The organism is Acinetobacter sp. YH12069, assembly GCF_013419675.1.
In the GTDB taxonomy this organism is placed as follows: domain Bacteria; phylum Pseudomonadota; class Gammaproteobacteria; order Pseudomonadales; family Moraxellaceae; genus Acinetobacter; species Acinetobacter amyesii.
The window spans coordinates 96,344-111,075 of sequence record NZ_VOZS01000007.1 but is presented as its reverse complement, the minus strand read 5'-3'; the positions used below and the strand labels follow the sequence as shown (position 1 = coordinate 111,075).

Genomic DNA, 14,732 nt, shown 5'->3' with positions numbered 1-14,732 from the left:
TTACTTTAATGGCTCAGTCAGTAAACCTACTTGTGTTAAACCTGCATCTTGAAGGGTAGACATGAGTTTCATGACTTCACCATAAGGACGAGATTCACTGCCGTTAATCAGGACACTCATTTGCTTTTTCTGTTCGTTGGCTTCATTTTGCGAAGCAGTTAAAACAGATTTTAGTTCATCGAGTGTGAGTACATCATTTTGATGATTTTTATCTTCGAGTTTGATCGTACCATCTGCCTCAAGTGTAACAATCGCAGGGCGATCTTCCGCTTGCATAGGCGTGCCATTTGCCTGTGGTAAGTCGACTTTGACACCTGTGGTGATCATAGGTGCAGTGACCATGAAAATCACCAAAAGAACTAACATGACATCAATATAAGGTACGACGTTCATGTCACTTTTTAATGGTTTTTTGATACGCTCAAAGCGTCCAGAACGTTGAATAGCCATTAGTCATTGTCCTGAGTTGAACCTACAGACTGGCGTTGTAATAACGCAACCATTTCTTCGGCAAAAAGAGCACGATCGTTATAAACGGCTTCACCTTTGGCTGTAAAATGGTTAAATGCTAGTACAGCAGGAATTGCCGCAAAAAGACCAATGGCCGTTGCAATCAATGCCTCTGCAATACCAGGAGCAACCGTAGCAAGGGTGACTTGGTCAACATCTGCTAAACCAATAAAGGCGTTCATAATGCCCCAAACGGTACCGAATAAACCGACATAGGGTGCAACCGAGCCAATACTCGCAAGCGCGCCTAAACCATTTTCTAAATGTCCTTGGTCACGGCTTAAACCCACACGAAGAATACGTTCTGTACCTTCAATTGATTGTTCTGCGCTGGCATTACGTTTTTTAAGTTTGAAAAACTCGCCTAAACCTTGATAGAAAACATCTTCAAGGCCAACACGTTTCGAGTTGAGCTGAGCATTGTTGTATAAAGTATTGAGTTCGGCGCCAGACCAAAATATTTTTTGGAAATGTTCATCGTCAGCCTGCGCTTTTTTATAACTCATGTGTAACTTGGCAATCAGATACCAACTGAATAACGAAGCTAAGAGCAGCAGGAGCATTACCAGTTGTACGACAGGACTTGCTTGTAAGATTAGGTCTGAAACTTTGAGTGTTGATTCTAGTTGAGTTGCCATAGTTACTACATGTGCCAAATAATTTTTTTAATCTTGTTCCAATTCTTTCAGAATCAGTTCACGTATTTCATCAGGAAGGCGACGGGGTTTCATCTCTGCACTGATACATGCCAATTCTACCTCACCTGATGCCAGCATAATATCACCACGATAAATATTTTGTTGCAACACAAATGACGTAGCCTTACACGAAACTACACTTGCTGTAACAGTAATCAGGTCATCCATTAATATAGGACGTGAATATTTCACATTAATTTTATGAACGACAAAGTTGTAATCTTTTTGATGCCAATAATGGTCTACACCTGAAGCGCGTAGCCATTCTGTGCGGGTACGTTCCATAAAGCGAATATGATTTGCGTGGTAAACAATGCCACCTGCATCTGTATCTTCAATATATACACGAATGTTGAATTCGAATTTATTCGCCATGAGAGTGTTCCGTCTTTATAAAATCTGAAAAATATTGGTCTGCACTTCAGCAAAGAATTAGAGCATTTAAAAAATGGCGATAATTCAATGATTCGTCAAGTGCTTCAATGACGGGCAGTTTAGCACCGTGAGTTATCAGTCCAATGGCACAAGGTTTCAACTCACGTAAATCTTTAACTTTCGTAGTTGTCATTATTGTTTAAAAAAAGAGACTACTTTTAATTTGTTTGTTCATCTAATTTAAATTTTGCATCGACAAAATCCTGTAGATGAGCTGCTAAATATCCCGCAATATGAAAGTGAGTTTCTTCCATTTTCTTTTTCTGTTGCTTGGGGAGTAATGCCTTCAAAGATTCATACATATACGTTAAGCAGCAAAAGCCAAGGCCAATAACTAACATAAGTGAAAGTTTATTAGGTAGATCTATCCAGAAAAATACATAAACGAGTATGGCTAAAGCAAAGAATGAGAAGCTGAAATACAAAGTATTAATTTTTGCTGGCTTAAAGTTTTCCTTGACCAAAACTTGTACGTCGTCGTGATAGTACGTCCCAATAAAAATGAGGGCAGAAGTATAGTTGAAGCTCAGGTTTTTTATACGATATGTAGAAGGCGATTGTTTAATAGTTAAGATATTATCTTCACTTACTTCTATGGTTTCTTTGCTAAGAATGTTTTCACATTCGACAGTGATAAAATAATTGTATTCGGTGTGGAATAAGCTTTCAAAATCACTCATTTGTTTTGGGCTAAATGAACTGATAGGTTGTTCTCTGGGAATGTGTTCAATGGCACTGTCTAATGGTAGGTTTTGAATGTAGTCGCTATTAATTTTGTTAATTATTCTATTCTCAAGATTTATCATTTTAGTCTATTGTTTGTAGTGGCTTGAATTTATTTTAAAATTTAAATAAACATGCAGGGAGCATTTAACTCCCTGAAGTCGTTCAGTGAATTATCGTTTACTTATCTTTCGGCTCTGGTGGTGTCATCCCAAACTGTAAATACGCCATATTGGTGGCAATACGTCCACGCGCAGTACGCATGACATAGCCTTGCTGAATGAGGTAGGGCTCGATTACATCTTCTAGCGTCCCTGAGTCTTCTGCCATAGCAGCAGCTAGAGCTTCTACACCTGCAGGGCCACCATCAAAACGCTCTAGTAGCATTGATAAATAACGGCGGTCTAGCGTATCTAAACCATCTTTATCGACATTTAGCATGTCCAAAGCACGTTGAGCCATCTCTTGGGTTACTTCACCTGTGCCTTTGACTTGCGCATAATCACGGACCCGGCGTAATAAACGGTTTGCAATACGAGGTGTCCCACGAGCACGGCGTGCAACTTCTTGAGCACCTTCGGCGGTCATGGGCACATCCATCAAGTTGGCAGAACGAGTCACAATATGCGTTAAGTCTTTGACAGAATAAAACTCTAAGCGTTGTACGATACCAAAACGGTCACGTAAAGGAGAGGTCAGTAGGCCTGCACGAGTCGTCGCTGCAACAAGAGTGAAGGGTGGTAAATCCAGTTTGATCGAACGGGCAGCTGGTCCTTCACCAATCATGATATCCAACTGATAGTCTTCCATAGCTGGATATAAAATTTCCTCGATGACCGGTGAAAGTCGATGGATCTCATCAATAAATAAAACATCACCTTCTTCGAGGTTGGTTAGCATTGCAGCCAAATCGCCTGCACGCTCAAGGACAGGGCCTGATGTCGATTTTAAGTTACCACCCATTTCACGGGCAATAATATTGGCCAGTGTGGTTTTACCTAAACCCGGTGGGCCAAAAATTAAGGTGTGATCGAGTGCTTCTTCACGGCCACGTGCAGCACCGATAAAGATTTCCATTTGCTCACGGACGACAGGCTGCCCGATGTAGTCATCGAGGGAAGTTGGGCGAATGGCGCGGTCGAAGTGGTCTTCGGGTTTTTCTGAACCACTGATAAGACGGTCTTGCATATAATTAAATCAATCTCTGGCTGAACTTTCGAGGCACAGCCTCAAGTTGTGATTTGTGTTAAGGTGCCATTGTGTAGGCATTGCTTTACTTTTGAAAGATCAAAATGAGGGCTTTTAAATATATTTAAAAGTCCGCAAGTAAATCTTGTGTTGGATTGAGGATATATCCTTATATCCCAATCCAACATGGCGACATCCATGTCGCCTTCGTGTATCCAATTTAGGTGTATAGGTATGTCTATTTGAATTATTTATTCATCGACTTAAGTGCTGCACGGATAATGTCGCTGGCTTCAGTAAAGTCACCTTTGGCAGCATTCACTAATTTTTGTGCTTCAGCAGATTTATAACCTAAAGACTGTAAGGCCGCTTCAGCTTCAGCTACGGCAGAGTTGCCCGTAAATTGAATTTGTTCAACAGTTGAATTGGTTGGTGCAGTGCCTGAAGCCATGGCTTTAAAGCGATCACGTAACTCAATCATGAGGCGTTCAGCGGTCTTTTTGCCTACACCCGGAACTTTGACTAAAGTGTTTACATCTTCATGTTCAACCGTGTGAATCAGCATTTCAACACTTAATGTTGATAAAATGCCCAGTGCCATTTTAGGGCCTACGCCGTTAACTTTTAAAAGTGTGCGAAAAATCAGTTTTTCTTGAGCATTGCTAAATCCATACAGCAGTTGTGCATCTTCACGAACAGCCAGATGTGTCCACAGGGTAATTTTTTGACCTTTTTGTAGTTGGCAAAATGTAGAAAGTGGGGTGTCAATTTCATAGCCCACACCATTTACATTGAGTAATACTGTTGGTGCTTCCAATGCCAGCACTTCGCCAATTAAACATCCGATCATGTCATTTATTCACTTTATTTAAGTTCAGACTATATTTAAGTTCACTGTGGGTATTTCCCACATGTCCAATTTGTTGTGAGATTAGCGTGAAGGATAGTGAATTGCTAGCCTTCGATATTTTAATGGTTTAAAAGAAACCAACTTTATTGCCTTGAAGTTCCTGTGCAAGGTTATAAGCCTGATGGTCTGAAAATTTAGAGATAATATCCAATACTTGCATGATGTTTTCATAATGCAACGGCCCAAAATGTGCTCCTGAACGATGTAAAATAGACATCAATCGTTGCTCTTTAAAGCTCAAAGTTTTATTGGGCGTGGTCAGTGGAATAAAGGCATCCAAAATATTTTGCAAACTTTGGTGTGCAATAATTTCCAAACCTGCCTTATGCGGATGTTCAAAGATTTTATCACGAGCCAGTTCTTTGGCACGGTTAATCCCGATTTCAATATCTTCACTGCAATATTGCAATAAACTGCCTTTAAGTTGACCTGACAAAATTTCATGATGATGGCGGGCGAAGGCTGTCGTGACTTCTTCGACTAGACGTTTCATCACTCGACCACGTAATGCGGCAATTTTTTGTTGCCAAGTGGTATCAGTCATCGCCAATTCGGCAGGTATGCCATAGTCACCGACCAAATCAAGGAAAATTGGCTCAACTTCGTTATAGTTCAACATGTTGAGGATAATGCCATCTTCAAGGTCAATTAAGGCATAACAAACGTCATCTGCGGCTTCAAGCAAATAGGTCAACGGATGACGACAGTAGTGATATTCGCCCAGTTGAATTAAACCGAGTTGTTCTGCAATTTGCTGCAAGATTTCTTTTTCTGCTTGATAACAACCAAACTTTGCTCGTTGGCTTGCAGGTTTATTGCCTTGCGATGCAATGGTTTTTGAAAGCCACGGGTATTTTAAATATGCACCTAAAGTTGCATAGGTTAAACGCATACCACCATCATTCGGATGATAGTCAATTTTAGTCAGTAAACGTAAGCCTTGTGCATTACCTTCAAACTGACGCACATCGGCTTCTTCTTCAGGGCTTAAGTCCTGTAAAAAGTTGGTATGCGATGCGTCATCAAACCATTCTCGAATGGCATATTCGCCTGCATGGCCAAAAGGTGGATTACCAATATCGTGTGCCAAGCACGCAGCTTGAATAATTGCACCGACATCGGCAGGTGAAATCCACATCGGGAGTTCATCTTTAATTTTCTCAGCCGCCAGCATCCCCAGTGAACGTCCAATACAAGACACTTCTAAAGAGTGAGTTAGGCGAGTATGAATGCCATCATGTTGGGTGAGGGGATGGACTTGGGTCTTGCGGTTTAATTGTCGAAAGCTTTGCGAAAAAATAATGCGGTCGTAGTCTTTGTGGAAGGGGCTACGTGCCTGTTCAGAACTGTGTTTATTGCTACCAATACGAACTGTAGAAAGAAGTTCAAGCCAACGCATTTGAGTCATTTATCATTATTCAGTTATTTACTAAAAACTATGATGCCAAACTTGTGACTAAAGTAATAGTGGGTAGCGTCATAGCTTGACACTTTATTTAAGGGTATCGGTGTAGGTGTAGAATTATTCGTATTAAGGTAGGGTGTTTTTAAGATAAATATTATTCATTGGCTAGACTATTCGCTGATTCAAACCCATTGGTAATGCCGCCTTGAAAGCCTCAAAATTCTAAAATTGATATTAATTTTCGATTAATGTTTTTTACAATTTATTTTGTGCTAAGCTGCGCTGCTGTATTCAATCTTTTTGACTGAAAATAAAAACAAAATTTAAAAAATCTTGTGCCATTCTCGGATAGAAACTGCTTTTGGCATCTAGCTGATTTAACTAATTCACAGTAGAATATGCGCTCTCTTCAAGTCACATTGCGGCTTGGTTCAAAAGACCAGCCCGTGGAGCCAAAATCAGCATGTTTATCGTGGCCGGTGCACCAGCACACTCTTCTTTTAAGAAAACGCAACTATTAACACGTCTATCTTCGATTAGTTCTGTTCAAGAAATTGAAAGCCAATTGGTCTATCTATTTGACCAAGCGCTAAGCGAACAGCAACAGCAATCTGCTTTACAGCTGCTTAATGATGGTCAATCTTTTGAATTGCGCCAGCCAGCAAGTGATGAAGTCCAAATATTAGTGACGCCACGCGTTGGGACAATCTCTCCGTGGTCATCGAAAGCAACGGATATTTTTGCAAACTGTAATACACCGGTTCATCGCCTTGAACGCGGTGTTTTGTTTACTTTGAAGGGCGTAAATGCTGTTTCTGATGAAGTAAAACTAGCATTACATGACCGCATGACCGAAAGTGTTTTCAATGCTATTGAAGATGCTGCGGCACTTTTCTCTGAAACTGAACCAAAGCCTTTAAACTCAATTGATATTTTGGGTCAAGGTAAAGAAGCGTTGGTGAAAGCTAACTCTGAATTTGGTTTTGCGCTTTCTGATGAAGAAATCGATTATTTAACCGATGCATTCACAAAAATGGGTCGCAACCCGCATGACATCGAATTGATGATGTTTGCTCAAGCAAACTCTGAACACTGCCGTCATAAAATCTTTGGTTCAGAATGGACAATTGATGGTGAAGTTCAACCATTGTCATTGTTCCAAATGATTAAAAACACCTATAAAGAATCACCTACAGATGTATTGTCGGCATATAAAGACAACGCTTCTGTAATTGTTGGTTTTGACACACAGCGTTTTTATCCAAAACTAGATGCTGAAACAGGTCACCACGTTTATAAATACAAGAGTCAAGCCGCTCACATCTTGATGAAAGTGGAAACACATAACCATCCGACAGCGATTGCACCATTTGCTGGTGCAGCAACAGGTTCGGGCGGTGAAATCCGTGACGAAGGCGCAACAGGTCGTGGTGGTAAGCCAAAAGCAGGTTTAACAGGTTTTACCGTATCTAACTTGAACATTCCGGGCTTTGAACAGCCATGGGAAGAAAACTACGGCAAACCATCTCGTATGGCATCTCCACTTCAAATTATGATTGAAGGCCCATTGGGTGGTGCAGCGTTTAACAATGAATTTGGTCGTCCTGCGTTAAATGGTTACTTCCGTACATTTGAACAAAATGTCAATGGTGATGTAAAAGGCTTCCATAAGCCAATTATGATTGCCGGTGGTTACGGTAACATCCGTCCTGACCATGTAGAAAAAGATGCGATTCAACCAGGCGATTTACTGATCGTACTAGGTGGTCCTGCAATGCTGATTGGTTTAGGCGGCGGTGCAGCGTCTTCTGTAGACAGCGGTAAGTTGGGTGAAAACCTAGACTTCGCATCTGTACAGCGTGAAAACCCAGAAATGGAACGCCGTTGCCAAGAAGTGATTGATGCTTGCTGGCGCATGGAAGATCATAACCCAATCGTGTCTGTACATGACGTAGGCGCGGGCGGTATCTCAAATGCAATGCCTGAACTTGTGAACGATCACGAGTTAGGTGCGGTACTTGATCTGCGTAAAATTCCATCGCTTGAAAAAGGCATGTCTCCGATGGAAATCTGGTCGAATGAAGCGCAAGAACGCTATGTATTGGCAATCCGTCCATCATCTTTAGAACTCTTTGAATCACTATGTGCACGTGAACGCTGTCCATTCGCCGTACTAGGTGAAGCGACTGCAGCGCGTCATTTAACGGTTGAAGATCCATTATTCGGCAACAAAGCTGTGGATATGCCAATGCAAGTGATGCTTGGCGGCACACCGCGCATGAGCCGTTCATACGAAACGATTGAACGTAAAGGCGATGACTTCACTGCTGAAACAGTAACAGATTTGAAAGATGCGATTTACCGCGTTCTTAAGAATCCAACTGTTGCATCTAAATCGTTCTTAATCACCATTGGTGACCGTTCGATTACAGGTATGGTTGCACGTGATCAGTTCGTCGGTAAGTGGCAAGTGCCTGTAGCGGATGCTGCGGTAACAACAACTAGCCTTGTAGGTTATACAGGTGAAGCAATGGCAATGGGTGAACGTCCGCCAGTTGCATTGTTAAATCCTGCTGCGTCTGCACGTTTATCAGTAGCAGAATCCATTTCAAACATCATGTCTGCAAAAATCGACCAGATCAGCGACATTAAATTGTCTGCAAACTGGATGGCTGCTGCAGGTCAACAAGGTGAAGACCAAGCATTATTCGAAGGTGTTAAAGCCATCGGTATGGAAATGTGTCCTGCACTAGGTATTGCAATTCCAGTAGGTAAAGACTCATTGTCTATGCGTACAACGTGGAATGACGAAGGCATCGATAAATCTGTAACTTCTCCAATGTCAGGCGTGATCACTGCATTTGCACCTGTGACTGATGTTCGCAAAACATTGACACCTGAATTGAAAAATATCGAGTCTGTACTGGTACGTATTGATTTGTCTAAAGGTCAATTCCGTCTTGGCGGTTCGATCCTTGCTCAGGTTTATAAAGCAATTGGTTCTGTAACACCTGACGTAGACAGCTTCGATGACTTCAAAGCATTCTTTGCATTGGTTCAAGACTGGAACAACCGTGGTCTAATCAAGGCTTACCATGACATCGGTGATGGCGGTCTGCTGGCAACTGTTGCAGAAATGATGTTTGCTTCACGCCTAGGTGTAGCACTTGAAGATCAATCTACTGCAAGCTTGTTTGCAGAAGAAATTGGTGCAGTGCTTCAAATCAGCAAAGCGGATTGGGCTGCCTTAGAAGCTGAAGTTGCAGCGTCTAGCCTTAAAGATGCAATTGCGGTTGTAGGTACTGTAAATGATACAGATATTTTAACTGTAAATGGTTTGTGCTTAGACCGTGCTGAATTACAGCAAGCATGGACAGAAGTGTCACATCAAATCCAACGTTTACGTGACAACGTAGAAACTGCGGATCAAGAATATGCGCTGATTGCTGACAAATCACATGCAGGTTTAATTGCAAAACCAACATTTGATTTGAACGAGCCTATCGAAGCACCGTACATCAATGAACGCCGTCCAAACATGGTGATTCTGCGTGAACAGGGTGTAAACGGTCATGTAGAAATGGCTGCTGCATTCGATAAAGTCGGCTTCAACACTGTAGACGTACACATGAGCGACTTGCTTGCTGGCCGTATCAGTCTTGATGACTTTGAAGGTTTAGTTGCATGTGGCGGTTTCTCTTACGGTGACGTATTGGGTGCAGGCGGCGGTTGGGCTAAATCTGTATTGTTTAACCCGAAACTTCGTGACCAATTTGAGAAATTCTTCAACCGTGATGAAACTTTCTCTCTAGGTATTTGTAACGGCTGTCAAATGCTGTCTCAGCTTGCACCATTAATTCCGGGTGCAGAAGCTTGGCCTCGTTTCCACCGCAATACTTCAGAGATGTTTGAAGCACGTGCTGTCAACGTACGCGTTGAAAAATCGAACTCTGTATTGTTAGAAGGTATGGAAGGTTCGATTCTTCCTATCGCTGTAGCACATGGTGAAGGCCGTGTAGTTGCTAGCGCGGAAAACATTGCAGCATTGAATGCAGGCGATCAAGTGATCTTGCGTTATGTAGACAGCCAAGGCAACCCAACGCAGCATTACCCAATGAACCCGAATGGTTCGCCAGAAGCGATTTCAGGTGTAACGTCTAAAGACGGTCGTGCAACGATTATGATGCCGCACCCTGAACGTAACTTCCGTGCGATTCAGCATTCTTGGAAACCAGAAGATTGGGATCAAGACGGCGCTTGGTTACGTATGTTCCGTAATGCACGTAAATTTATTGGTTAATCTTAGAAAGAGGAATCATAGAAAAGAGCCGCCTTCGGGTGGCTTTTTTTATGATTAAAATTTACCAAAAGATATATTAATTATTGTGAATGCTTGTTTTTACACATATAATCGCTTTCGATTTTTAACCACCTACGGGTGGTTTTTTGTTGGTTTTAAATTTTTATTTCTCCCACTGAACTTGGTTTAGATTTTGCTTTTATATTTGTGGAAACATGCTAGTGTGTAATTTATGCACAATAACTAAGCAAGATAAAAGACAGCAAGATAAAAGAAAGATGGATAGCTAAACGAGTTCAGTATCAACACTCATGATGAGGTGATGACATGATTAAAACAGCAGAATATTCGGCAGTGGATAAATCTGCGCTGCGTAAAAAGGGCTGGAAGCTTTTTGGTGCAGTGGTGTGTTTGCAGTTGGTGTTTTTAGTTTTGGGTTATGCGTTGCAGATGTAATATTTGAAATATAGAAACCGCCGTGAGGCGGTTTTTTATAAACCATCATCTCTGGGAGATAGCCAGTCTTTATATTTTACTTTTAAGTCCTGTTTAAGAATTTCATCTTGAATAATAAAATCAATACCACCATCATAAGGTGCAACAATAATTTTTTTATCAAATGAAATGAGAAAGGCTTCAATTTCTTCATTTGCAATTTTTAATAATAAATCATCATGTTTTTTAGGCCGCCATATTACTTGAGTGTATAAAGGTATAAAACAGTCATCATTTTTATCACCATCATCAAAGTAATCAGGATCTATCTGATGTAGATTTATAGAAGGAGATTCTATTAAATTGTAGGAAATGATTTTTCTTCTATCATACTCAGGGTGGAAATAATTTGGCTCTGGCTGAGAATAATGTGGCGTAATATAATTACCAGTCACAAGGTAAACCGAGGTATCGAAGCCTAAGCAATCTGTAATGATCTGATTTTGATGATCTAATAAAAGTAGCACTTCTTCTGTTGTGTCTGCATATTGTTTAGACTTTGGAAAACTGTGTATACGGAACCAATATTCTGAAAAATAAAATTTAAATACGTATGGAATTGGAACTTTATTTGGAAAGTGATCATTCCATTGTTGTTCAAAGGTTTTAGTCATTGTTAATCTTTATATATTTTTAATAGGTTTAATATAACTTAGCATTAGGTAAATTTTCATATATCAAATGCAATGCTCAAGCTTATCTACTTCATACCTGAATAGCATCTTGAATCTACCAAACTTGCCGTATTTGAAGCAGGTGTCAGAGGTAGGTAATTTTGAGCACTGTACGTGGTAAATTTAGAGACAATACCAACTCAACATTTAGTCCGACAGAGTCTTCTAACGGGCGACATCCATGTCGCAGGTTCCGTGATCAAATATTAAAATTTGCTTTGATGATTGACTATTAATGATTCTATTTAAATCATTAACTGAATCTGCTTTAACACCGCCTTCAACGTATTTTCATAATCAAAAGCTTTATTAGTGCTTTCTTGATAACGCCAAGCGACATAACCATCTGGACGAACTAAGACAGCGCCTGATTCATGAATTTCAGATTTCGCATTCCATGTACCATAAACGTCACGGTATTCACGAGAACCAACTTGAATAACATCCAAATAAGGCAAATCCAAAGCTTCTGTAGCTTGCTTCCAGCCTTTGCCAGACAAGCCCGTAATTAAGGTAAAACGCCCTTTGCCTGTGATGTCTAAGGTTGAAATTTTTTGGCCTTTGGTATTAATCAACCATGTATGTGGAACTTTAGCCCCCGGACGCGTGGTTGCTTGCAAGTAAAGCTGTTGATCTTTCTCAAAGACTTCTGCTTCAGATTCAGCAATCATGGCATTGGATGTATAGCGCTGATTCAACTCTACACCTTGGGCATTAAACTCAAAGTTTTTAATTTCTAAGGCTTGATATAGCTTTTGACGAATTTCTGCAGCTTGTTCATCTTCCGCAAAAATACGTTGCATCATTTGAGCTTGAGTTGTGATGCCTTGGTCAAAGCCAAATACCTCTTTGAGATGCTTATAGTCAAAGCGAGATTGATTGGCACGCGCCACGATTTGCTTGCCGACAGGCGCACGCTCAGTGGTATAAGATTCAAGTAGAGCAGGAACAGCCCAACCTTTGATGGCATACGCCAATTTCCAACCGAGGTTAAAGGCATCTTGCATACAGGTATTTGAACCTAAGCCACTTGATGGTGGATGACGATGTACCGCATCACCGCCGCAGAATACACGACCTTTCGAGTATTCAGTTGCCCATGTTTGGTTCACATACCAATAAGACAGTTTTTGAATCTCGACATTTTCAACTTCAGCACCGACAAAGGCATTTAGACGCGCACGAACTTGTTCTTCGGTGACTTGTGGTTCGCCCTTGGAAATATCAAAGCCCCAACCCATAATCCATTCATTCCAAGGTGTAATGGCACGGAGTAAGCCCATGCCCAGATCACCAAAGCTCGCTTCTGGGTTAACAATCCATTGCAAAATAGCAGGGCGGTTTTTCACATATTGTGAAAGATCAGCTTTAAAGGTTACATAGACTGTACCTGCACGAGCCATGATCCCTTCCAGGGGCAAATCAAGCTCTTCAAGCACTTTAGAACGCGCACCATCCATGCCAATTAAATATTTGGCACGTAAGCTAAATTCAGTTTGGGTAATGCGATTAAGGAATGTTGCTGTTACGCCATGTTCATCTTGGATATGCGATAAATATTCAGTATTAAAATTATAAATTGCACCACGTTCAGCCGCATTTTTTACTAACAAAGCTTCCATTTTCGGCTGAATGAGATCGACCAATGGACAAGGACTGCCTTTAATATAATCGCCATGACGTTCATCACCGGTTCCCCAAGCACTCATGCGGGCAATTTCTTCACCGACAAGGCTCGTGGTAATGAGGCTTTCACCCATTTGTTCCCAAGGTGTGGCAATGTCGAGAACTTGTTCTTCGATACCTAAGTCACGTAACACTTCCATCGCACGTTGGTTGGTAATATGGGCACGAGGACTATTGGCTAACCAATTAAATTGGGTAAAAAGCTGAACCTGAATACCGTAATTTGCCAAGGCTAAACCTAAAGTAGAACCTGCAGGCCCTGTGCCAATAATCAGAACATCGGTATCGTATTGCTGTGTCATACAAAACTCCATGTGTATGTGAAGCGCAAACTTGGAATAGTCCGCAGTCTAGGCAAATGATTTTCCGAGTAGAATGGATATTCATATAAACTATAGATCTATTGGTATTTTGACTGCATGACACGGGTGATGTAGTGAGTGTGTGGAGTGAAGCGAATGGAATTACGACATTTACGTTATTTTGTGACGGTGGCGAAAGAACAGAGTTTCACTAAGGCAGCGGAAAAACTATTTACAGCACAACCATCGCTCAGTCAGCAAATTAAAGACTTAGAGCAGGAGGTTGGGGTGCAATTATTTGAACGTTCTGCCCGAAAAGTCTTACTGACCGATGAGGGGCAGGCTTTTCTGAAATATGCAGAGCAAGCACTAGAAAATGCCAAACAAGCTATAGCAGCAGCTCGCCACGTGGCGCAAGCCAAAAATAATCAAATACATATTGGCTTTTTAAATGTCGCAGAATTGAAAATTATGCCGAGTATTTTGGCGCAATTAAAACAACATATCCCTGATTTGAAAATTCATTTACATAGCTTGACGTGTACAGAGCAGATTCAAAAACTAAAAAATACTGAATTGGATATTAGCTTTACTCGTTATCACTTAAGTCATGACGACTTTACCAATATTCAGGTTTTAAGTGAGCAGATCTATCTAGTCGGTGCAGCGCATCTGCATCCATCAGATCGAATCTTAAAACTTCAAGAATTAAAAAATCACACCATTATTATGTGTGAGCAAAATGCTTCTCCTGTGTTTTACGATACCTTAAATGCCTTGATTCCTTTTGATCAGCATCAACATGATCATATGCTGTGGGTAACAAATGTCATGCAGCATTTAAATTTGATTAATATGGGCATGGGCCTGAGTTTTGTGCCCGAATATTTACTCAAATTTTTAAATGATTCGGTCAAAGTCATTCAAACAGATGTGGAATTACCGAAACTAGGTTTATATGCAACCTATCCGAATGCATCGAATAATGTTGCATTGAAAATGATTTACAGTGCTTTAAATAATGTAACTGCACAATAGAGTCTGGAATAACCAATGTTAAAACTGATTTATTATGTACCTGAGTCTCACCTAGAGTCGACTAAACTGGCCGTATTTGAAGCAGGAGCAGGTGGTATAGGAAACTATGAACACTGTGCTTGGCAAGTTTTAGGGAAGGGGCAATTTAAACCTGTAAAAGGTGCAAATCCATTTATTGGTGAGTTGGAGCAGCTAGAGTCTATCCCTGAATGGCGTGTGGAAACCATCGTGCCTGAAGAGAAGGCGAGTGAGGTCGCAAGGGCTTTAAAAGTAAGTCATCCTTATGAAGAGCCGGCATTTGAGTTTATTCAAATGGTGGATATTCAATTTTAATGATGCTTTTAAATTTTTAAGTTATAGAAAAAAGT

The 14,732-nt window shown here is 40.9% G+C and carries 13 protein-coding genes; 4 read left to right on the top strand and 9 right to left on the bottom strand.

The features are described from left to right. The 7 genes from tolR to FTU16_RS06790 form a co-directional block, all read right to left on the bottom strand. A complete protein-coding gene (gene tolR / locus FTU16_RS06820; RefSeq protein ID WP_180162966.1) occupies positions 1-450 on the bottom strand; it encodes a protein TolR in 450 nt (149 codons plus the stop codon). After that, positions 450-1,148 (bottom strand): protein TolQ, encoded by a 699-nt coding sequence (gene tolQ, locus FTU16_RS06815; protein ID WP_078192037.1) that lies wholly within the window; start codon positions 1,146-1,148, stop codon positions 450-452. The genes tolR and tolQ overlap by 1 nt, the downstream gene beginning before the upstream one ends. A 27-nt stretch (positions 1,149-1,175) precedes the next feature. Further along, a complete protein-coding gene (gene ybgC, locus FTU16_RS06810) occupies positions 1,176-1,583 on the bottom strand; it encodes a tol-pal system-associated acyl-CoA thioesterase (RefSeq protein WP_078190367.1) in 408 nt (135 codons plus the stop codon). Between the two features lie 218 nt (positions 1,584-1,801). Then, positions 1,802-2,449 (bottom strand): hypothetical protein, encoded by a 648-nt coding sequence (locus FTU16_RS06805; protein ID WP_180162965.1) that lies wholly within the window; start codon positions 2,447-2,449, stop codon positions 1,802-1,804. A 97-nt stretch (positions 2,450-2,546) separates the two neighbouring features. Next, positions 2,547-3,554: a Holliday junction branch migration DNA helicase RuvB gene (ruvB, locus tag FTU16_RS06800; RefSeq protein ID WP_168378058.1), complete on the bottom strand. Its 1,008-nt coding sequence runs from the start codon at positions 3,552-3,554 to the stop codon at positions 2,547-2,549. A gap of 247 nt (positions 3,555-3,801) precedes the next feature. Beyond that, a complete protein-coding gene (gene ruvA / locus FTU16_RS06795; protein WP_180162964.1) occupies positions 3,802-4,404 on the bottom strand; it encodes a Holliday junction branch migration protein RuvA in 603 nt (200 codons plus the stop codon). 127 nt (positions 4,405-4,531) lie between these two features. Next, positions 4,532-5,872 (bottom strand): deoxyguanosinetriphosphate triphosphohydrolase, encoded by a 1,341-nt coding sequence (locus tag FTU16_RS06790; protein WP_180162963.1) that lies wholly within the window; start codon positions 5,870-5,872, stop codon positions 4,532-4,534. Positions 5,873-6,332: 460 nt separating this feature from the next. On the opposite strand from FTU16_RS06790, the gene purL reads away from it, so the two are divergent. Both purL and FTU16_RS16515 read left to right on the top strand, forming a co-directional pair. Next, complete coding sequence (purL, locus tag FTU16_RS06785; RefSeq protein WP_180162962.1) at positions 6,333-10,169, top strand: phosphoribosylformylglycinamidine synthase; 3,837 nt, start codon at positions 6,333-6,335, stop codon at positions 10,167-10,169. Positions 10,170-10,496: 327 nt separating this feature from the next. After that, positions 10,497-10,625: a KGW motif small protein gene (locus tag FTU16_RS16515; protein WP_257223017.1), complete on the top strand. Its 129-nt coding sequence runs from the start codon at positions 10,497-10,499 to the stop codon at positions 10,623-10,625. A 35-nt stretch (positions 10,626-10,660) separates the two neighbouring features. On the opposite strand, the gene FTU16_RS06780 is transcribed toward FTU16_RS16515, so the two are convergent. Beyond that, complete coding sequence (locus FTU16_RS06780) at positions 10,661-11,278, bottom strand: hypothetical protein (protein ID WP_180162961.1); 618 nt, start codon at positions 11,276-11,278, stop codon at positions 10,661-10,663. Positions 11,279-11,583: 305 nt separating this feature from the next. Further along, a complete protein-coding gene (locus tag FTU16_RS06775) occupies positions 11,584-13,326 on the bottom strand; it encodes an FAD-dependent monooxygenase (protein ID WP_180162960.1) in 1,743 nt (580 codons plus the stop codon). 156 nt (positions 13,327-13,482) lie between these two features. On the opposite strand from FTU16_RS06775, the gene FTU16_RS06770 reads away from it, so the two are divergent. Together FTU16_RS06770 and FTU16_RS06765 are read left to right on the top strand one after the other, a co-directional pair. Then, positions 13,483-14,364, top strand: a complete 882-nt coding sequence (locus FTU16_RS06770; RefSeq protein WP_111883955.1) for a LysR family transcriptional regulator — start codon at positions 13,483-13,485, stop codon at positions 14,362-14,364. A 15-nt stretch (positions 14,365-14,379) separates the two neighbouring features. Next, a complete protein-coding gene (locus tag FTU16_RS06765) occupies positions 14,380-14,697 on the top strand; it encodes an NGG1p interacting factor NIF3 (RefSeq protein ID WP_180162959.1) in 318 nt (105 codons plus the stop codon). Positions 14,698-14,732: the final 35 nt, after the last annotated feature.

Coding starts and splice junctions, on each gene's coding strand:
- tolR (WP_180162966.1), bottom strand. CDS start 450: ATGGCTATTCAACGTTCTGGACGCTTTGAGCGTATCAAAAAACCATTA.
- tolQ (WP_078192037.1), bottom strand. CDS start 1,148: ATGGCAACTCAACTAGAATCAACACTCAAAGTTTCAGACCTAATCTTA.
- ybgC (WP_078190367.1), bottom strand. CDS start 1,583: ATGGCGAATAAATTCGAATTCAACATTCGTGTATATATTGAAGATACA.
- FTU16_RS06805 (WP_180162965.1), bottom strand. CDS start 2,449: ATGATAAATCTTGAGAATAGAATAATTAACAAAATTAATAGCGACTAC.
- ruvB (WP_168378058.1), bottom strand. CDS start 3,554: ATGCAAGACCGTCTTATCAGTGGTTCAGAAAAACCCGAAGACCACTTC.
- ruvA (WP_180162964.1), bottom strand. CDS start 4,404: ATGATCGGATGTTTAATTGGCGAAGTGCTGGCATTGGAAGCACCAACA.
- FTU16_RS06790 (WP_180162963.1), bottom strand. CDS start 5,872: ATGACTCAAATGCGTTGGCTTGAACTTCTTTCTACAGTTCGTATTGGT.
- purL (WP_180162962.1), top strand. CDS start 6,333: ATGTTTATCGTGGCCGGTGCACCAGCACACTCTTCTTTTAAGAAAACG.
- FTU16_RS16515 (WP_257223017.1), top strand. CDS start 10,497: ATGATTAAAACAGCAGAATATTCGGCAGTGGATAAATCTGCGCTGCGT.
- FTU16_RS06780 (WP_180162961.1), bottom strand. CDS start 11,278: ATGACTAAAACCTTTGAACAACAATGGAATGATCACTTTCCAAATAAA.
- FTU16_RS06775 (WP_180162960.1), bottom strand. CDS start 13,326: ATGACACAGCAATACGATACCGATGTTCTGATTATTGGCACAGGGCCT.
- FTU16_RS06770 (WP_111883955.1), top strand. CDS start 13,483: ATGGAATTACGACATTTACGTTATTTTGTGACGGTGGCGAAAGAACAG.
- FTU16_RS06765 (WP_180162959.1), top strand. CDS start 14,380: ATGTTAAAACTGATTTATTATGTACCTGAGTCTCACCTAGAGTCGACT.